At 66.9% G+C, this 19814-nt stretch carries 15 protein-coding genes and 2 pseudogenes; 8 read left to right on the plus strand and 9 right to left on the minus strand.

Annotated elements, in window-relative coordinates:
• From E1286_RS52235 to E1286_RS35550, 6 genes and pseudogenes are all read right to left on the minus strand, one after another.
• A pseudogene (locus E1286_RS52235) lies at positions 1-90 on the minus strand (NUDIX hydrolase); the annotation flags it as partial.
• 1077 nt (positions 91-1167) lie between these two features.
• A complete protein-coding gene (locus E1286_RS35530; RefSeq protein WP_223190739.1) occupies positions 1168-1485 on the minus strand; it encodes an aminotransferase class III-fold pyridoxal phosphate-dependent enzyme in 318 nt (105 codons plus the stop codon).
• 95 nt (positions 1486-1580) lie between these two features.
• The gene (locus tag E1286_RS35535) at positions 1581-3725 is read right to left on the minus strand and encodes an alpha-galactosidase (protein WP_223190741.1); all 2145 of its coding nucleotides are present in this window, start codon (positions 3723-3725) and stop codon (positions 1581-1583) included.
• Positions 3722-4546, minus strand: coding sequence for a carbohydrate ABC transporter permease (locus tag E1286_RS35540; protein ID WP_223190742.1), 825 nt, complete (start codon positions 4544-4546; stop codon positions 3722-3724). The genes E1286_RS35535 and E1286_RS35540 overlap by 4 nt, the downstream gene beginning before the upstream one ends.
• Positions 4543-5454: a carbohydrate ABC transporter permease gene (locus E1286_RS35545; RefSeq protein ID WP_132619684.1), complete on the minus strand. Its 912-nt coding sequence runs from the start codon at positions 5452-5454 to the stop codon at positions 4543-4545. The genes E1286_RS35540 and E1286_RS35545 overlap by 4 nt, the downstream gene beginning before the upstream one ends.
• A 70-nt stretch (positions 5455-5524) precedes the next feature.
• Positions 5525-6697, minus strand: a complete 1173-nt coding sequence (locus tag E1286_RS35550; RefSeq protein ID WP_223190744.1) for an extracellular solute-binding protein — start codon at positions 6695-6697, stop codon at positions 5525-5527.
• A 240-nt stretch (positions 6698-6937) separates the two neighbouring features.
• Here E1286_RS35550 and E1286_RS35555 point away from each other — a divergent pair, with 240 nt between their 5' ends.
• From E1286_RS35555 to E1286_RS35570, 4 genes are all read left to right on the plus strand, one after another.
• Positions 6938-8155, plus strand: a complete 1218-nt coding sequence (locus E1286_RS35555) for an ROK family transcriptional regulator (RefSeq protein WP_132619688.1) — start codon at positions 6938-6940, stop codon at positions 8153-8155.
• Between the two features lie 87 nt (positions 8156-8242).
• Complete coding sequence (locus tag E1286_RS35560) at positions 8243-11215, plus strand: discoidin domain-containing protein (protein WP_132619690.1); 2973 nt, start codon at positions 8243-8245, stop codon at positions 11213-11215.
• Between the two features lie 777 nt (positions 11216-11992).
• Positions 11993-12643, plus strand: coding sequence for an isochorismatase family protein (locus E1286_RS35565; RefSeq protein ID WP_132619692.1), 651 nt, complete (start codon positions 11993-11995; stop codon positions 12641-12643).
• 260 nt (positions 12644-12903) lie between these two features.
• Positions 12904-13233: a hypothetical protein gene (locus E1286_RS35570; protein WP_132619694.1), complete on the plus strand. Its 330-nt coding sequence runs from the start codon at positions 12904-12906 to the stop codon at positions 13231-13233.
• A 96-nt stretch (positions 13234-13329) separates the two neighbouring features.
• Here E1286_RS35570 and E1286_RS35575 read toward each other — a convergent pair whose 3' ends face one another.
• Positions 13330-14478: a lipase/acyltransferase domain-containing protein gene (locus E1286_RS35575; protein ID WP_165970063.1), complete on the minus strand. Its 1149-nt coding sequence runs from the start codon at positions 14476-14478 to the stop codon at positions 13330-13332.
• A 540-nt stretch (positions 14479-15018) separates the two neighbouring features.
• Between E1286_RS35575 and E1286_RS35585 the strand changes: the two genes are divergently transcribed.
• The 4 genes from E1286_RS35585 to E1286_RS35605 all read left to right on the plus strand — a co-directional run bounded on the left by E1286_RS35585 (position 15019) and on the right by E1286_RS35605 (position 19364).
• Positions 15019-15666 carry a nitroreductase family protein gene (locus E1286_RS35585; protein ID WP_132619698.1) on the plus strand — a complete coding sequence of 216 codons (648 nt, stop codon included), beginning with the start codon at positions 15019-15021 and terminating at the stop codon, positions 15664-15666.
• Positions 15667-15712: 46 nt separating this feature from the next.
• Positions 15713-16630 carry an NADP-dependent oxidoreductase gene (locus E1286_RS35590; protein WP_132619700.1) on the plus strand — a complete coding sequence of 306 codons (918 nt, stop codon included), beginning with the start codon at positions 15713-15715 and terminating at the stop codon, positions 16628-16630.
• A 134-nt stretch (positions 16631-16764) separates the two neighbouring features.
• The gene (locus E1286_RS35595; protein WP_246075466.1) at positions 16765-17157 is read left to right on the plus strand and encodes an MmcQ/YjbR family DNA-binding protein; all 393 of its coding nucleotides are present in this window, start codon (positions 16765-16767) and stop codon (positions 17155-17157) included.
• Between the two features lie 1151 nt (positions 17158-18308).
• Positions 18309-19364 carry an alpha/beta fold hydrolase gene (locus E1286_RS35605; protein ID WP_132619702.1) on the plus strand — a complete coding sequence of 352 codons (1056 nt, stop codon included), beginning with the start codon at positions 18309-18311 and terminating at the stop codon, positions 19362-19364.
• A gap of 33 nt (positions 19365-19397) precedes the next feature.
• On the opposite strand, the gene E1286_RS35610 is transcribed toward E1286_RS35605, so the two are convergent.
• On the minus strand, positions 19398-19589 hold the full coding sequence (locus tag E1286_RS35610; RefSeq protein WP_132619704.1) for a hypothetical protein: 192 nt from the start codon (positions 19587-19589) through the stop codon (positions 19398-19400).
• A gap of 105 nt (positions 19590-19694) precedes the next feature.
• Positions 19695-19814, minus strand: a pseudogene (locus tag E1286_RS35615) (IS5/IS1182 family transposase); the annotation flags it as partial.

A 19814-nucleotide genomic window follows, 5' to 3' on the forward strand; every position in this document is an offset into this window, starting at 1 on the left:
GGCCACCGAGGCCAACGTCCGTCCCGGATCGGACAGATACAAAGCGACGGCGTCCGCCTTGAACTCCGGCGGATACGACTTCATCGCCACGTGGAACTCCTTGTCTCCGGATCTCCATCATCCGGTACTCAAGGTGTCCACACTTCGGGGGCAGGCCCCCTCACCGCGGTGACCTACATGGGGCGGTCACGAGGGCCGATGTTGGCCTGCATGTACTTCGGCGGTCTTCGCCCTGCAGAGGCGGCAGGACTGGGGCAGAAGGACTGTCGGCTTCCAAAGAGGGGCTGGGGGCTGCTGACACTGGAGAAGACCAGACCACAGAGCAACAGGCGGTTCACCGACTCGGGCAGACCCACGACGAGCGCGGGCTGAAGCACCGGGACGCGAAGCACACGCGCACCGTGCCGATCCTGCCCGAACTGGTGGCCGTCCTCCCGGAGCACATCGCGGCGTTCGAAGTCGGCGAGGAGGGCCGGCTCTTCCGTACGCGCACGGGCGGCGTGATCTCGGCTCGGCGTACGCGAAGGTATGCAGGCTTCGAACCTGCGACCGTCGGATGAGAAGTCTGCCGTGTTGCGAATCGGATGGTGACGGATGATGTCACTCTCCGATGTCCGTACAGATAGGCGAGAGCAGGTCGCATCGATCGGTGTCGGTCGTCCTGGGCGGAGCGCGAGACGTTCAGATCTGCCGGTCTCCCCTCGGTCTCCCACGAGTGGCCGATGGCACGGCGTCTCTACGCAGCCCTGGTCGGTCTCGAAGCGCCGCCCGTGTCCCCGGCCCACTGGGTGATTTCACAGCATGTCTGCAAGTACCCCCGTGGTCGGGTTCTCAGCTTCGTGAGTCAGCGCCATGCACCACATCGACGGGGAGGCGGTGAGCGACATCATGAGCACGACCTCTCGCGGCCGGCCCCGTAAGCGAGTCGTGGAGACCGAGGAGTAAGTCGCGATGCTTCACCGCATGGTGGAACGCACTCACCCGGCGACTGGCCGATGACCCCGTTGGACTCGTCCACATAGAGCCGTTGCTGCAGCATCCGCGACGCGATGAACACCGCCATCGCGATCAACCACGACAAGCCACGCGGCTACTCCTTCGGCGAACCGGCACAGATACACGGCATCATGTGGGAGTCCGTCTACGAACGAGCCGTCAATGGCCGCACTACTCGCCGAAATGCGCACCCGCCTCGGTGTGGTCAGCCTGCGCGAGCGCCGTAAGACGCAACTCGATCGAACGGGTGTCCCCGAGCGTGGCGCCCAGGGCATCGGCGGCCGCCTTCACCAGCTCCATCCCTTGGAACAGGCCACGCCCGCGGACGTCGCCGACGACGTCGAAGCGGTGGCGGAGCCGCAGCAGCCGGTCGGTGAGCTGACCGCCCGGCCGCGCGGCACGTTCCACCAGCTTGTCGTGTTCGATGACGTCGAAGACGGTCAGCGCGACGGCGGCCCCGGATGCGCATGACTTCCGCCGCACGTTCACCGGCGAGCTCCTGGACGCCGGGGTGGACCTGGCCATCGCGCAGGCGCTCACATTGGTCCGTCCCCCTGTTCATGCCCCGACGTACGCCAAAGCGGTCAGGTCACGAGTTCGAGGCGGACCAGGGTGCTGGCGTAGTCGCCGGTGAGCTGCGGAGTGATCCCGTGGCCCATCAGCAGCGCGCCGGACAGCACCGCGCCGCGGTCGATTCGGTACCTTCCTTCGGGGGCCAGGCCCCGCAGCCGGATCGGTGCGGGGTTGCTGTCGTACTGCTGGGCCTCCTGGTAGATGAGCACGACGGACTCCTTCCGGTCCGCCGTCACGTACTGCACCGCGGACGCCGACCTGCCTGGTTCGCCCAGCCGGTGCAGGCGGCCGTGCTGGACGATGTGGCGCATCTCCTTGTACTGCGCGATGAGCCGTCTGGCCTCCTCCGCCTGCTCGGCCGTCCAGGCGTTCAGGTCGCCGCCGATGCCGAGGACCCCGGCCATCGCAACGTGGAAACGGTACGTGAGCGGCACCCGGCGCTTGTTGATGAAGGTCGGCAGGTCCGTCACCCAGCAGGACATGGTTCGCGCCGGGTAGAGGTGGCTGAAGCCGTGCTGAATGTGCCGCCGGTCCAGCGCGTCGGTGTTGTCCGATGGCCAGAACTGGTCCGTCCGCGCCATGATGCCGAAGTCGACCCGGCCGCCACCGCCCGAGCACGCCTCGAACGCCACGCCGGGATGCTTGCGGCGCAAGGCGTCGATCACGCCGTAGACGGCCGTCACGTGGTCGAGCCACAGCCGCCCCTGCCGGTCCGGTTGCTCCGGCCAGCCCGTGTCGGTGAACGGCCGGTTCATGTCCCACTTGACGAACTGGATGTCGTTGGCCGACAGCAGCGCGTCCAGTTGGCCGAATACCCACTCGGCGACGTCCGGCCGGGCCAGGTTCAGCACCAGTTGGTGCCGCATGGTGTGCGGTTCGCGGCCGGCGTAGTGGTAGGTCCACTCGGGGTGGGCGCGGTAGAGGTCGGAGTCGGGATTCACCATCTCGGGCTCGATCCACAGCCCGAAGCCCATGCCCAGCGCGTGCACCTCGTCGATCAGCGGCTTCAAGCCATCTGGGAAGCGGTCGGTGTTGACCCACCAGTCGCCGAGACCGGCCCGGTCCCCGGAACGCCGGCCGAACCATCCGTCGTCGAGGACGAAAAGCTCGCAGCCGAGGTCGGCCGCCTTACGGGCCAGTGCCCGCTGACCCGCCTCGTCGACGTCGAAGCCGGTGGCCTCCCAGGAGTTGAACAGCACCGGCCGCAGGTCGCCGGAGTTCGGCAGGACGTGGCGCAGTGCGTATTCGTGCCACGCGTGGCTCATCGCGCCGAACCCGTCGGCGGTGAACACGCCTGAGCTGACGGGGGTCCATAGCACCTCCCCGGGTTCGAGGCGGCGTGGGCCAAAGCCTTCGTGCCCCCAGCCGAACAGCACCTGGGCGGGTTCGTCCAGTTCACGCTGGGCGAGCATCCGCCACGAACCGCTCCAGTGCAGCGTCGCGCTGTAGACGCGGCCGCTCTCCTCCGTGGCGGTCCCGTCGTCGATCGCGAACCAGGGATTGGCATGGTGGCCAGTGATGCCGCGACGGCTCTCCAGGACGAGGTGGCCGTCCGTGAGGTCGGTCCGGCGTACCTGCGTCTCCGCCGCCCAGCGGCCGGTGAGGTGGGTCATCCGATGTCGCGGCTGCTCGGGGGTCACCCATGCGGCGGAGTCGAGGCGGTGCACGTCGACGGTGTCCACGGTGGAGTCGTTGCGCACGGTCACCCACCGGTCGATCACGTCGCTGTCGTCGTAGACCCGGTAGTGCAGGGTCACCGTCAGCTCCTGGTGCCGCGCCTGGAACCACAGCGCCAGCTCCTGGTGGCCCCGCTCGGCGGTGATCTCGTGCCTGGCGAACCGCCACGCGACGGTGCGCACCGCACCGGGGAACTCCACCGACAGCGCGGCCCGGCCGAACTGCAGGCCTCCGTGGAGCGGGTACTCCTCGTGCCGGTTCGCCGCCGAGCGGAAGCACACCCACTCCGACGCCAGCCGTTCGGCGGTCGAGGTCGACAGATAGGCCGCGTCCTCGGCGGTGATGGGCGGGCCCCAGTAGGTGTGGACAGGGATGTCGTCCTCGCGCCCGACATACGCCGAGTACGACGTGTGGGGGGTGTCGAGCAGCAGCACTCCGGTATCGGCGTCGAACGTCACCGCGGACGGGCGGGCCCTCACTTCACCGATCCCGCGGTCAGGCCGGCCACGAACTGCTTCTGCAGGGCCACGAAGAACAGCAGCACCGGAAGTGAGGCCAGGAACGAGAACGCGTACAGGGTGCCGAAGTTCGTGGAGTACTCCCCCACCGAGCGGTACACGCCGACGGTGACCGTGGTGCCGGACTCGGGGCCGAGGATCACCAGCGGGCTGAGAAAGTCGTTCCAGACCCACACCCCGAGAAAGATCATCACACTGGCGGCGGCGGGCCGCAGCGTCGGGAACACCACCTGCCAGAACATCCGCAGCCGGCTCGCGCCGTCGATGCCTGCCGCCTCCTCGATGTCCACCGGCACGGTGCCGATGAATCCGGCGAAGACGAACACGCCGAACGGCAGGTAGTAGGCGACATTGCTGAGCACCACGCCGGGCAGGGTGTTCATCAGGCCTACGGCGTCGAGGACCTGGGTGACCGGCTGCAGGATCACCGCCGGCGGAATCATCAGGCCGGACAGCAGCATCAGCATCGCCGGCTTGGTCCAGCGGGCCTTCGAGCGCACCAGGTAGTGCGCCAGCATCGCCGAGGACAGGGTGAGCAGGAGCACGGAAAGCACGGTGATCTGAACGCTGTTCACCAGCGACGACCAGAACAGGCCGTCCTCACGCCCGAAGACGGCTTCGAGGTTCTCCCCCGTGAGCGGTGCGGGCAGCCCGAGCGGCGAGGACTGGATCTCGTCGGCGGGCTTCAGCATGCCCGTGACGACGATGTAGATGGGAAAGAAGAACAACGCGGTCAGCGCGACGGCGAACACCGGCCGCACGACCTGGAACCGGGATATCAAACGTGTACCTCTCGACGTTGCAGCAGCCGTAGGACGACACCGGTGATCGCGACGATGATGGCGAGCATGATCGTCGCCTCGGCCGCCGCAGCGCCTATCCGGTCGCCTCGCACGCCCTTCTCGATGACGTCGAAGGCGATGGACGCGGTGGCGTTGCGCCCGGGGCCGCCGTTGGTGAGCACCAGGATGTGCTCGTACACCTTGAAGCCGCTGATCAGCAGCATGACGGTGTTGATGGTGACCGAGGCCGCGATCATCGGCCAGGTGACCGATCGGAAGCGTCGCAGCGGGCCGGCGCCGTCCATGAGCGCCGCCTCGTGCAGTTCCTTGGGGACGGAGTTGAGGCCGGCGATGTAGACCACCACGCAGAAGCCCAGCATCTGCCAGCAGAGGATGCCGCTGATCGAGTACAGCGCGAGGTCGGGATCGGACAGCCAGCGCGGGCCGCTGTCCACGCCGAGGTCAACCAGGATCGCGTTCAGCACGCCGTCGGGCCGCAGCAGGCTCTGCCAGATGACGCTGACGACGATGCCGCTCAGAATGACGGGTGTGAAGAACACCGAGCGCAGCAGCCGGTAGAGCAGGCTTTCCCGGTTCAGCAGCAGGGCGATTCCGAGCCCCAGCACGTTCGGGACGATCACGACGATCAGCGTGACGACGAAGGTGTTCTTCAGCACCAGCCAGAACTGGTCATCCTGGAACAGCCGGCTGAATTGTCCTAACCCGGCCCAGCCGGTCTGCGGCTCGAACCGTGTCCGGTCGGTGAAGCCGAGGACGATGGTCCACACGATCGGCACCAGAACCAGCACGCCGTACAGGAAGAGTCCAGGCAGGGCGAATCCGGAGAACTCACGCGCTCTGCGCAGCCAGCCACCCTGGAGAGGGTGGTGACGGGGTGAGCCGGGCATGGGAGAAGGGACCTCTCAATGAAAGGACGAGTGAGGGCGGACGGGGTTGTCCGCCCTCACGGGTGGTCGCCTACTGAAGAGCGGCGTATTCGTCGTTGAGCTTCTTCGCCACGGTGGCGGCGTCGGAGGTGCCGTCGAGGAGCTCGACCGCGATCTGCTGGATGGGCACGGTGAACTCGGCGGGCAGGCCGTTGTCGCCCTGCTCGATCGAGAAGGCCGGGGTCACCGTGCCGTCCTTGACCGCCTTGTCGTAGACGGCCAGCGTCTCCTGGAAAAGCGGGCCCATGTCCGCCGGCGGCTTGTAGCCTGCGACCGTGTTGAACGTGCCGTCCGCCTTGGTGAAGGCGTCGGCGGTCTCCTTGTCCTTGGTCCACTCCAGCGCGAACTTCTTGGCGAGGTCGAGGTTCTCGGCCTTCGCGCTGACGCTGATGCCGCCGCCGGTCAGGTTGGGCACCACGGCCTTGCCGTCGTCGCTCGGCCAGGCGAAGACGCCGACCCCGAACGGAGGCTTGTCGTTGTCCACGGAGGTGGCGAACCACGAGCCCATCGGGTACATCGCGGCCGAGCCGGCCCGGAAGGCCTTCTCGTGGTCGGCGTAGGACCGGCTGGTGCCCTCCTTGTCGAGGTAGCCGAGCTTGGACAACTGCGCGATCTTCTCGGTCGCCTTGACGAAGGCGGGGTCGGTGAAGTTCCTCGCCCCGGACTTGATTTCCTTGTTGAAGTCCGGGTCTTGCAGGAAGACGTCGGTCGCGAGGACGCCCGCCCACGCGTACATGCTGGCGAAGGTGTCCTGGCCGCCACCGCCGACCGCGATCGGGGTGATGCCGGCGGTCTTCAGCTTGGCGCAGGCGTCGAGGAACTCGGCCCAGGTGGTCGGCACCTTGCCGATCCCGGCCTTGGCGAAGTCGTCCTTGTTGTAATAGAGGAGCGACTGGGGCTGGGCGTTGGTGGGCAGCTGGTAGATCTTGCCGTTGATCGCACCGGACTCCGGATAGGCGTAGTCCTTCAGCTCTTCCGGGGTGAACTCGGCGAGCTGGCCGCCTTCGGCGAATCCCTGCGGGTTGACCGCCATCATGATGTCTGGGAGCTGGCCCGAACTGGCCAGCTGCTTGGCGTAGGTGGTGCGGTCCACGTTCGGGGTGACCAGCTTCTTGATCTTGATTCCCGGGACCTTGGCGGACACTCGCGCGATCGCCGAGTCCCACAGCGAGGCGGGCAGGTTGGGGGTCTCGAACGTGAGCATCGTCATCTCGACCGTACCGTCGGACGAGGATTCCGCGCTCGTACCACCGCTGGCGCAGCCGGCGAGAGCTAGCGTCGTGAGCGTCGCAGCGGCGACCGCTCCTCTCCAACGTGCTGCCATGAGTGTCCCTTCGGTGCTGCTGTCGCCGAGCGGTGGTGTTCCAGCGTCGTTGATCGCAAAACTGTAATATGAAGGCAAGTTAGCATTATTGCCGCCGCGAGCATAAGGATCCCTGATCGGATGAGTCAAGACAGACAAGCAGCCGCCCGGCTCGGAGACTCGTCGTTGTTGCGACGGCTGAACATGGCCGCCGCCCTCGGTGCCTTCATCAAGTCTCCCTCGCTCACGCTCCGTGAGCTCAGGGCGGTCATCGGTGTATCACGGCCGACCGCGGAGGATCTCCTCGCCGAGCTCCTCGAGAACGGCCGCGTGGAGGAGACCGTGCCGCCGCGGCAGGCGAACAGCAGGGGGGCGGGGCGCCCGGCCCGCCACTTCCGCTTCCGCGCCGAGTCCGGGTACGTCAGCGGGATCGACATCGGCGCCCACAAGACGCTGGCCGTGGTGACCGACCTGCGCGGCAACCCGCTGGCGTCCCACCGGCGGGAGCTGGACCCGGACCTGGACGCGCCGCGGCGACTGCAGGCAGCGGTGGAGACCGCGCGGGAGTGCTGGCGCGACGCGGGCCTCGACCCCAGCGAGATCACCGGCGCGGCCTGCGGCGTGACCGGAACGCTGCGGGCGCCGGAGGGCGTCCTGGACGTGGCCGCCGGCCAGGCCGGATCGGGGCTGACCCCCTACTCCCTGCCCGGGTTCACCGAGGTGGACGTCGCCGCCACGCTGTCGGAGGGACTGGGGCTGCCGGTGGCGGTGGCCAACGACGTCAAGCTGGCCGCGCTGGCCGAGCACTGGAAGGGCGCGGCCCAGAACCACCGGGACATCGTCTACATGTTCGCAGGTCACCGGGCCGGCGCGGGGGTCCTCCTGGACGGTCAGGTGCACCAGGGCAGGCACGGCGCGGCCGGAGAGATCGGAGCCCTGCCCATGCTCGGCTGGGAGTCGGCGGTGGCCCGGCTGCACGCTCGCGGCGCCGAACTGGCGGCGGGCAGCGCCTCCGCGGCGGGCCGCGAGGGCGAACTGGTCATCACCTCCGCCGCCCGGCAGGATCCCGAGAGTCTCGCGGTGCTGATCGAGTTCGCCGAGGTCCTCGCGCGCGGCGCCGCCGTCCTCGCGCTGGCGGTGGACCCGGAGATCGTCGTACTCGGCGGAGGCATGTCGCGCGGCGGAGCGATCGTCGCCGAGCCGTTCCGGCGCGAGCTGGCCAAGCTCACCCTGTTCCCGATCGAAGTGGTCACCTCCACGATGGGCGCCGACTCGGTAGCCCTCGGAGCAGCCCGGCTGGCCCTCGACACGGTGGTGAACTCGTTGCTGGAAGTGCCCGGGATTGATCCGAGGTCTTGACCGTCGGACACCGCCGTTGGATCATCGGGATTCCGATTAGGCAGTGTTGTTGACATTATTCGCCTGATCGTTCCAACGAGAAAGCCGATGGTCATGAACCTCCCCCCACCTACCCGAAGCGCCCCCGGAGGCCGGTGGTCGCCCGAGATCGCGTCCGGTTCCCGGCGCTTCGCCGGGATCGCCCTCGCTCTGGCCCTCTCCCTCGTGGCGGCGCTCTTCAGCGCGGTGCCCGCCGACGCCGAGGTCGAGCACCCGCGCCAGCAGTGGATGCGTGACAGCACGGCCGGACTGTTCCTGCACTGGGGCATGTTCACCGCTCCGCGTCACACCGACTGCGCCGCCTGGGAGCGCGACGTGACCGACGGCGACTGGACCGCCGACTACTGGATCGACGAGGCGAAGAAGCTCCGTGCCTCCTACATCGTGCTCGCGACGTTCCACAGCCGGCTCGGCTATGCCCGGCCGTGGCCGTCCGAGATTCCCGGCAGTTGCTCGACCAAGCGGGACTTCCTCGGCGAGCTCGTCGAGGCGGGCAAGGCCAAGGGCGTCCACATCCTGCTCTACATGACCGACGACCCGCAGTGGCACAACGAGGTAGGCGTCGAGACCCTCGACTCCGCCGCTTACTCCGCCTACAAGGGCCGGCAGGTGGACCTCACCACCCGCGACGGCTTCGGCATGTACAGCTACGACCTGTTCCACGAGGTCATGGACAACTACCCCGACCTGTCCGGCTTCTGGATCGACAACGACAACGCCTACTGGGAGCGCAACAAGCTGTACGAGCAGATCCGTGAGAAGCGGCCGACCTGGTTGTTGAGCAACAACAACGAGGACACGCCGATCATGGACACCGTCAGCAACGAGCAGAAGACCGGCATGACCCCGACCTACGACTATCCGCAGGCCACCTACACGCCGATGCCGCGCCTCACCGAGGCCGACTACAAGCTGCCGACCAGTGGCCAGTGGTGGTACGACGGCAAGGACAACGCGGTCGACTTCCCGCTGAGCATCGGCCGGTACGTCTCCAACGCCGGCTCGTCCATCAAGTCGCTGATGGCTGAGACCGCGATGGTGAACGGCAAGTTCCCGCCGAGCCAGGAGAAGTTCAACACCTTCATGGACACCTGGCTGTCTCCCGTCTGGTCCTCCATCACGGGTACCGAGGGCGGCGGCTACATGTACGGCGGCATGCAGCCGGGCTTCTGGAACGACGGCGCTCATGGCGTCATCACCGTCGATGACGAGGCCAGGACCCAGTACGTGCACGTGCTCACCAAGCCGAAGAGCCAGGATATGGTCAGGCTGCGGGACAATGGCTACCGGGTGACGCAGGTCACCGACGTCCGGACCGGCACGCCCCTGCGGTTCACCCAGTCCGGCGGTTATCTCACGATCCTCGGCGTCACCGACTGGGACACCTACGACACCGTCTTCAAGGTCCGCACCTCCGGTCAACAGCACTTCCTCGCTTCCTCCGAGGTGAAGGCCACCGCCTCTGCCGAGAAGGAGGGCTTTCCCGCCTCCAACAGCGTGGACGGCGACTACACCACCTACTGGGACAGCGACGGCAACCAGCCGGTCTCGGTGACGCTGGACCTCGGTAAGCGCCGCAAGGTGGCCTACCTCACCGTCAACCAGACCGAATGGTCGCCCACCCACGCCCGCGAGTCGTTCGGCCGACCGGAGGACTCCGCCCGGATCATGAACTACAAGGTCTACGCCGGCATGGACGGCAAGACCTGGGGCGAGCCGGTGCGCGCCGGCGCGATGCGCAGCGCCCGCGGCGTCCAGTTCATCGACCTCGGCAAGCAGAACACGCGCTACCTGAAGCTGGAGGTGCTGGACACCTGGAGCGGTCCTCAGGCGAAGCCGTTCTTCAAGCAGCTCAAGATCGACGAGATCCGGGTGGCGTCGGACTACCCGACCCGCAACGCCGACGGCATGCCACTGGAGGCGGAGGCCTGGAACAACGACCGGAACGGCAGGGCGCGGGTCACCACCTGCGACGCCTGTTCCGGGTCCAAGCAGGTCACCCTGCTGGGCGGCGGCAGCGGCAACGCCGTCACCTACCGCGACGTCAAGGTCGCCGAAGCGGGCACCTACCGGCTCGAGCTGGACTACACCGCCGCCAGGGCCGGTTCCTTCTCGGTGAGCGCCAACGGCGCCGCGCCCATCAAGGAGAACGTCGCCGCCACCGGCGTGGACGTCCCCATGGACGCCTCGATCGCCGTGCCGCTCGCCGCCGGAGCCAACACCATCAAGGTGTTCAGCGACGACGAGCAGGGCCCCGGCCTGGACCGGATCGCGGTCGGGCCGATGCCCTCGGTGTCGTACGTGCCCAAGACCACCATGACCGTGAACCCTTCCGGTGTGGTCTGGGTGGGTCCCGGCCAGCAGTCCATCACGATCTCCGCGAAGCTCCGCCTGGACGAGGACACGGTGGACAACGTCCAGATGTCACCCGTGGCCCCGGAGGGCTGGACCGTCGAAGGCGCGCCGGTGACTGCTGCCAACCTCCGTCTTGGTCAGTCGATCGAGGGCAACTGGACGCTCACCGGTCCACCCGGCGGTCAGCAGGGTCCCGCCCAGGTGCCGGTCGAGGCGGACTTCCGGACGGTCGGCCTGCCGCACAGCGTGTCCAAGGTGGTGCCGGTGCAGGTCCGCCCCGCCGACCGCCTCTTCATGCGGGAGGCGGAGAGCTCGCAGAACGAGATCGGCAGCGCCGGTATCACGAACTGCTCGCGCTGCTCCGGCGGGCAGAAGGTGCGCAACATGGGCGGTTCCGCCGACGCGTCCGTGCGGTTCGACGACGTCGTGGTGGACCGGGCGGGCGAGTACCAGCTGTTCATCGACTTCACCGTCAACGGGAACCGCTCATACTTCGTCACCGTCAACGGCAGCACCCCGATCGAGGTGCCGGTCAGCGGCGTGGGCAACGACACCGTGTACACGGTGTCGTTGACCGTCCCCCTCAACGCGGGAGGCAACAGCATCACCATCGGTAACGACGACGACTCCGCTCCCGACCTGGACAGGATCTCCCTGGGCTCGTAGCCGAAGGGCCTTCGGGCCGTGTACCCCCGACCCGCGGCCGTCCGGTGGCAGCAGCAGTGCACCCACCGGACGGCCGCGGAAGACCCGCACGAAGAACGCGATCCCTCGCCGGGAAACGCGACGCCAGCCGGCTTGTTGTACGTCATGGCCGCCGAGCTCCGGCAAGCCCGCAAGCACCTACGGCTCTGGAGGATCCGGCCTCGCGGTGGCCTGAAGGGTGGGTGGGGGCCGGAGCGCGTCGCCTGGCGCCACTCACGTTCGTCCATACGACGGCGCCGCAACTCGTCGACCTCACGAGCCGGCCGTGGCCACCCGCTGCGACCGCGACGGCACGCCTGGCGGTCCTCGCCCAGCCACGGGCGCAGCCGGAACGGCACCCAGCCCGGGATGTGCCGCAGTTCGTCCGCGCTCCCCCACGTGTGCGCTGATGTCGTCGGTCAGAACAGGCGTGATGTCGCGTCACCCATACGGCCGCGGTTGCCCAGGCCGTCGTCTACCAGGCCCGCTCTGGTCCCTGTGCGGTAGCGGACGGGTGCTGCCTGCTCGGCGACGCCGAGCCAGCCGTGCTCACGCAGCCCGGCGTTAGGTCGTCTTCGTCTCGGAAACAGGAACGGGTGCACGAGATGGCGGACGCCGCAGTTGACCACATGTGGAGCCTGTGCGGTCCCGGTCCCTGTGCTGGTGAGGGACCGGCCGCAGCGGATATGACTTCTGGCCGTGTGGACAGGGCTCAGGGCAGACGCTGCGTCCGCAAACGGCAAGGGGGGCAGCACGACCATGGAAATCCAGCGAAGCGACACTGGGGTCGTCTTCATCGACCCGCAGAACGACGTGCTGAGCGAGACTGGGACGACGTGGGCGATGGTCGGCGCGAGCGTCACCGAGAACGGCACGGTCGAGCACATGGAGCGGATCTTCAGGGCCGCGAAGCAGGAGGGCTATGAGGTGTTCATATCCCCTCACTACTTCTATCCCACCGACAATGGGTGGATGTTCAACGGGCCGCTGGAGGCCGATGAGCTCCGGACCCGCACGTTCGCCCGGAGCGGCCCGCTGGATCTGACCGGTTTCACCGACTCCGGCGCTGACTGGCTGGATCGGTTCAAGCCGTACATCGACGACGGCGCGACGATCGTCGCCGCCCCTCACAAGGTGTTCGGGCCGCAGACCAACGATCTGGTCCTGCAGATGCGCAAACGCGGGATCGGCAAGATCATCCTCGGTGGCATGCTCGCGAACTTGTGTGTCGAATCCCACCTGCGCGAATTCCTCGAACAAGGCTTCCAGGTCGCGGTTGTCAAAGATGCCACCGCCGGCCCCCGGCACCCCGACTGGGGCGACGGCTACCAGGCGGCGATCATCAACTACCGGTTCCTCGCTCATTGGGTCCCGTCGACCAAGGAAGTGATCGACCGCATGGTCCACTAGCCAAGGCGGTGAACCACAGTCGCGCCTCGGCGACGTCGCCCGTCTGCATGGACAGGCCAGCGGGACGCCGGTGAACAGGTCCACGTGCTTGCGACGCTCGACCAGGGGTTGGGCGAGGACGTCGACGCCGGCGACCTCCTGCACGTCAAAGATCACGAAGTGGCAGGGTTCCGCGATCGACAGGTGGCGGCCGTCAGGACGGGTGCGCGGTCAAGGCCAGGCAAAGGACGCCGGCTTGGTCGGCGGGCGCCCTTCATGGTGTGCGGTGGCCAGTAGGGCCTGTTGGCGAGTTCGGCCTTGGAGGTGAGCATGAGCTGCCCGATCACAGTGAGCCCGCGCTGCGCGTCCGGCAACGAGATGTTCGCGAACTGCAGCTCATCGTCGCCGAGGTGCTCGCCGGGCGGCACCACTACCACCTGATGCCGCACCATCCACCCGAGCAGGCGTTGCAGTTGCACACCGACGTCACTCACGCGATCCAGCGACGCGACGGCGACGGAGCCCGGCAGGCCATGGTCGGGGTCATGGAGCAGGGCTTCGCCGAGATGAAGTCGATGTGGGGCAGGACCGCCGAGCCCGGCGGCGGGTGACCGGCACACGAAGGGTGCGACCCCAGTGGGCCGCACCCTTCGGCTGTGGACGGCCGGGCGTCACGGGCGGCGACGAGGACGGGCCTGGATCGACGGTTACGAGCAGCGGGTGCGCGGGCGTTCCAGGTTGGCTACCAGGCGGTCGAGCAGTGCGGGGTCGGTGGGCAGCGCGCCGTGGTTCACGCCCGGGTTGTCGGTCAGGCTGAAACGGTGGCAGCGCATGGCCCGCCAGACCAGGATGGCGGTGTTGGTGATGTCCTCCTGATTGCCGTCGCCGCCCCGGTAGATGAACCCGTCGGGGTCGGCGATCTGCCCGGTGGCCAGGTTCTCCAGCCGCGTGCCGACGACCGTCGGCAGGCCGGAGCCCCGCTCCCCGTAGACGTCGACGTTCGGGAACGACCGGCGGTCGGCGAACTTGACGAAGCCGATGTAGTGGTCGGCGAGCCGCCTGGCCGTGCGCAGCCCGGCGTCGGCGAACAGGCGCGGGTAGTCGCGCGGGGTGTAGGAGCGGCCCGTCGAGGAGTCGTGGACGACCACCTCGCGGTTGCCGAACACCGCCGGGTCGGCGGCGCTCATGTAGGTGGAGGGGGCGCTCTGGTACATCAGCGCGCTGCTGCGCGCGTTCGCCCTGGTCGTGGGGTAGCTGAAGTCACGGATGTTCTGCCCGGTGAACATCAGCGAGTACATCGAGCCCTGCCCCGGCATGTTGCCCGCGATCGGGGTGAAACCGTGGATGTACCTGTCGCGCCACGCCTGGCTGGAGTGCGTGAGCAGGTACTGCGCGTACAGCGGGCCGTTGGAGTGGCCGACCAGGTGCACCGGCCGGTCGCCGTTGTCGTGGTAGGCGTCCTCGATGAGTTCGCGGGTCCGCTCGAGGAAGCCGCCCATGTCGGGGGTGAGCCGGGCGTCGTACCCGGCGACCCGGATGTCCTTGTCCCGCTTGTACCCGGCCTCCTCCAGCCTGCGGTACATCGCCTGGTAGTACGGCGCACTGCTGGTGCTGCCGTAGTCCATGATCTCGACGGTGACGCCGGGCTGCTCGGAGAAGCGCGCCGGCATCGGCACCGACGGGTCGTGGCGGTAACGCAGCGTGAGCAGCTTGTCCTGGCAGACCTGGCTGAACCTGCTCGGCCGGTTGTTCTGGAACCAGTCCTGGAAGGTGCCCGAGCGCGGGCAGTCGGGCGCGGTCGTCTGGTCGCGTACGGTCACCAGGAGCTTGGTGAAGTGGAATGCGGGAAACAGCACGACAGGGGTTTTCGCAGGCAGTCGAGGGGGTCTGGCCGGGCCCGCGAACAGCGCCAGCGGAAGCAGCGCCGCGAGGACACCGTGCATGTAGCGACCACCCACCATCGAAACCCCCTGAAGAGATCGTCACGCAAGACCTGAAGCGACCGTGAAGCACGATCACTCTCTGTGACCATCAAGGTAGTCCCGTTCCCCAGCTGTCGGAGGGAGGGCGCCGCTGGTGTGTCCCGAGCGCGCCGCTGCCGGCGTGGCGCGGGGCCGCCGCGTACTTCAGCCGGAGGTCAGTACCCGGGCAGCCGCTCCTCCCAACCGAGCGACCACTCCACCAACCCCAACCGCTCCCGCGCGCGATCCTCCAGCGCTCTACACCCACGTAATGGAGGCACTCGAACATGCCACTAAGACTCTCGTGGCGGGTGACCTCACCGCCGCGACGACAGGAATCAGCTTCGAGCGCATCAGCGACCCACTTGCCCGCGGCACGAACTAGCCCAAACCACCGTTCCTCGCCCACTCATCGCAAGAAGAAGGCAGATTGATATGAATCTTGACAGGCTCATGAGCAAGCACCTCACCAGGTACTTCGACCCCAGCAAGACCATTCCGGAGGAAACCCTTCAGCAGCTGCTGAGGTTCCTGCGCTCCACGCCGTCATCGACGAACGTACAGCCCAACCACTTCTACGTCCTCGCCACGCCCGAAGGCAAAGAGCGGCTCGCCAACAACCTGGGCGAACGATTCCAGGACAACGCCGAGAAGATCCTGAACGCGTCGCACACCATCATCCTCACCACCCGGGCAGATCTGCCTGACAGCCACATCGAAGCGGTGTTCACGAAGGAGAGGGTCGACGGCCGGTTCCCTGACCCGTCAAAGCAGGAGCTGTGGGAATCAATGACCCGAGACTTCCTCAACCTGCGCAACTACGGGTACAAGGACCTGAACCACTGGATGGAGAAGCAGACCTACATGGTGATGGGCCTGACCATGATGGCGGCCGCTGAGCTCGGCGTCGAGGCAACGCCGCTGGAAGGGTTCGACCCGACCAGTGTCGACAAGGCGTTCAAGATCCGCGAGACCGGACACAGCACGACGGTGCTGCTGGCCCTCGGCTACCCCGACCCGGAGAGGGTGTACACCAACCCGATCTCGCGATTCGACGCCGACCAGCTGTTCACCTTCATCTGAACACCCACCCGGAAACCAAGACCCACACAAGAAGGGGACAATCTCAATGAAAGCCATTGTGGTAACCGACCAGGCCGCGGGAACGGCCGGGATGACGCTGACGGAGCGGCCTGAGCCGCCCGCGGCGATCAACGACGTCATCGTTCAGGTTCATGCGTCGGGCTTCGTCCCGACTGAGATGGAGTGGCCATCGACCTGGACCGATCGCGCCGGCCGTGACAAGACACCGTCGATCCCCGGCCACGAGCTGGCCGGGGTGGTCACCGCCCTCGGCTACGGCACGACAGGGCTGTCGGTCGGGCAGCGGGTGTTCGGCCTCGCCGACTGGCACCGCGACGGCACCCTTGCGGAGTACGTGGCGATCGAAGCACGCAACCTCGCACCGCTGCCCGGCGACGTCGACTTCACAGTAGGCGCGTCCCTGCCGATCTCAGGTCTGACCGCGTGGCAGGGGTTGTTCCAGCACGGCCGCCTTCAGGCCGGCCAGACCGTCCTCGCCCATGGCGCAGCCGGGGCAGTCGGGACGATGGTGACCCAGCTGGCACGTGAGGCCGGCGCTTACGTCATCGGCACCGGACGCGCCGCTGACCGTGAGAAGGCACTCGACTTTGGCGCGCATGAGTTCGTCGACCTCGAGAACGACGCGCTGAAAGACGTCGGGGGCGTCGATCTGGTCTTCGATGTCATCGGCGGCGACGTTCAGAAGCGGTCCGCTGCCCTGATCAAGGCCGGAGGAACGCTGGTGTCCATCGTCGGCCCGGTCGAGGCACGGCCCACTGACGGCCTGGCGGTGGACTTCGTTGTCGAGGCCGATCGTGCCGAGCTGGGCGAGATCGTGCAGCGGGTGCGGGACGGACGGCTGCGGACAAACATCGGTGACGTCGCGAGCCTCGATGATGCCATCGGTGCCCTCAACCCGACCACGCGACGCAACGGAAAGACAGTCATCCGCGTATGCCCGTAGGGAGCGGATGGCCGTAGGGAGCGGATGGCCGCAGTCCGACTGGCGGATCATGCGCCGCCATTCGTGGCGGCCATGCGGAAGACGTCACCTGAGTCCTCGGCCGGGCGGTCAGGGCACTCGGATCGATAGAGGAGTTGATCACCTTGGACGGACAGGGCCTGCAGAAGATCGCGGGCGACTGTGGTGTGGGACTGCCCGGCGCGGTCCTGGAGCATCGTTCCGGCCCCGACTGGCACCTCTACAAGGTGCGCGGCAAGGTCTTCATGCTCATGACCGACCTGCCAGGGCGCCCCGTCGTGATCCTGAAAGCTGATCCGGACGACGCCGCAGCCCTGCGTGAGCAGTACGCAGACATTACCCCCGGCTATCACATGAACAAGAGGCACTGGATCACGGTGGAAGGCGGGGGCACCATCGACGAGAAGCTGGTGAAGGAGCTCGTGATCGACTCCTACCGTCTCGTGGTCGGCGGGCTTCACCAGTCCGAGCAGCCCGTGGATCCGCGTACCTACGGCCGCCGCGCCTGACCTTCGTCATGTCCATCAACGGCGAGAAGCTCCAGGACAGAGGGCACGACACGGCACTGGCGCGGCCCGGGGTCAGCCACGGGCGCCCGTTCACCGAGCAGCTGGAGTACGGGCGGCTGCTGCAACACGAACACCCATCGATCACCCCGGGCCTACCAGACATGGAGCGCGAGTACATCCGCGACGGCACCCTTGAAGGCCACGAGAGCGCTCGCAGGCGCGGCAAGACCTTCAGCGGCGCGGGCGTCACCGACAACGCCATGCTGTCCATGGCTCTCCACCTGCGGAGTCAGGACATGAGCCTGCGCGACATTGCCAACCGGCTCGTCATGACAATCGGCAAAAAGCTCCTACGGGTACGACGGCCCGATCGGCGGAAACGTCAACCCGGAGGCCGAGGCCGCGTTCGCGCGCTACCCCGATGCCCTTGGCGACTACAGCTTGTGACAGCTGGCCGGGCTGTCATGGGGTGGCCCCGCGACAACCCGGCTGGGCGCGGGTCAGCACAGTCCAGTGCTCGATGAGTTCATCCATGCCAAGCGGCGGACGTTCCATACCCATAGGTCCGCGCCAGGCGCTTCGGCATTACAGAAGGTCAGGCTAGGGATCTTCGCGGTTTGGCGGCCCGTGACGCATCGGTTAACGGCACCCCACCTCGACGAGCGCGCTGGCCTCATCACGATCCGGGTGGCCGCCTCGTGGCGGAAGTGCAGCTGCCCGGGCGCGGCCTTGACGGAGGCGTCTCTGCCCTCCTGGTCGACGGATCGACCGAACTCATCGGGCCAACCACCCGCGGCAACTCGAGGACGGAGCACACAGGAGCCGTCAGCCGCTGAACCGACTGCGCCGATGCTGAAGTAAGGCGGCGCGACGGATCTGACACTAACCAGGCAGAACAACCGTTCACCCACAAGAATCCGAGGAGGGCTATCACGGTGAGTGAGCAGCTGGGCTTCATGCCAGCTCGCCAGTTACCAGCCCGCCCTTGAAGCCGTTCTCTCAAAGACGAGTGGTCCAGTCAAGCCCTGGCCTCGTTCGCCGCGTCGGCCGCGCCGATCCTCATCTGATCGACAAACCGCAACCTTGCACGCCGGCACCGCGTACACGGCGCCTGCGGTGAACGCCGAAACTCGCAGAGAAAGAAGAAGAAAATGAACGACACCAAGCAGTCCAGCAAAGATCCGCGCATCGGAAGAGGAAGAAACAACAGGTCCATCGCGCTCATCGCGGCGTTGGCGGCTCTCCTGGTGGTCCCCGTGGCTTTGAGCTCTGGAGCATGGGCCGATAGTCGCGAGCATGGCTCAGTGGCGGTGCAGTCGCCGTCGCCTTACCCGCAGTCTCAACCACCCGCTGGTTTTCGGTCCGAGTATGCGGAAGTAAATGGCTTTCGCATGCACTACGTGCGAGGTGGCAAAGGTTCACCTGTGGTAATGATCCACGGGTTCCCCCAGGATTGGTCCGAGTGGCGGCAGGAGATGGTCCCGCTCTCCAAGACCCACACCGTGATCGCCGTCGACCTGCGTGGTGCTGGCGAGTCCCAGGTCACCAAGAGTGGTTACCAGGCAGCGCAGTTGGCGAAGGACGTGCATCAGCTGCTGACGCAGCTGAAGCTCAACAACGGCGTCCAGGTGGTCGCCCACGATATTGGCGTGTGGGTCGCCTACGACTACGCGGCGCAATATCGGACGGAAGTGCGGAGCATGGCTGTGATGGAAGCTCCCATCCCGGATGAGAGCGTCTACAGCTACCCCGTGCTCAACGCCGACCCGAACAAGCCCGCGGCGTGGCACTTCGGGTTGTTCCAGCTGCCCCTCGCTGAACACCTCATCGCCGGTCACGAACGGGTCCTCGTCCACGACATGATCACTGAGTACCTGGCGGGCAACAAGTCGCCGTTCACGGCGTCGGATTTTGATTACTACGCCCACTTTCTGAAGGAGCCCGGCCGCACGACGGCCTGGATGAGCGTATACCGTGGGCTCCGCGCAGATGTTCAGCAGAACAAGGAATTCCTGGCTCAGGGCAAGTTGAAGATGCCCATCCTCGCGATCGGTGGCCAGGATTCCTTCGGTTCAATGGTCCCCGACCAGTGGCGTGAGTACGCCGAGAACGTCCAGGGACAAGTCCTGAAGAATACGGGCCACTTCGTGACGGAGGAGAGGCCGAAGGACGTCACGGCTATGCTGCAGTCCTTCCTGCAGAAGTAGCTTTCACCGTCAAGGGATGAGCAACGAGGATCCCTACAGACGGCGGAGAGCATTTCCATAGATAGGGTCGCGCTGGCGGTTACGAGGATCTCCACCGGCGCGATCCGGCGACGACCACGGCGCGGTGTAGGCCGGCAGCCGGCCGTTGCCCTCCATCAGCTCGCCGGTGGCGATCACCGCCAGCTTGCGTTGTGAGCCGTCCGGCCGCTTCAGCCGGGTGTTCACCGTGCTCTTGTGCGCCTCGGCGGCCAGCTTGCCGGCGCTCGGATGACGCTGCGCCGCATCGGGGGTGATGCGCGCGATGAGGTACTAGGCCGTGTCTGCAAATGATCACAGCCAGAGCATCAGGCACGCGATAGTGACGACCGCGGTGTATGACGTCGCGGTCTTGTCGTAGCGGGTGGCCAGAGCGCGGAACTGCTTGAGCCGGTTGAAGCAGCGCTCGACGAC

It is taken from the genome of Nonomuraea terrae (genome assembly GCF_004348995.1).
In the GTDB taxonomy this organism is placed as follows: Bacteria; Actinomycetota; Actinomycetes; order Streptosporangiales; family Streptosporangiaceae; genus Nonomuraea; species Nonomuraea terrae.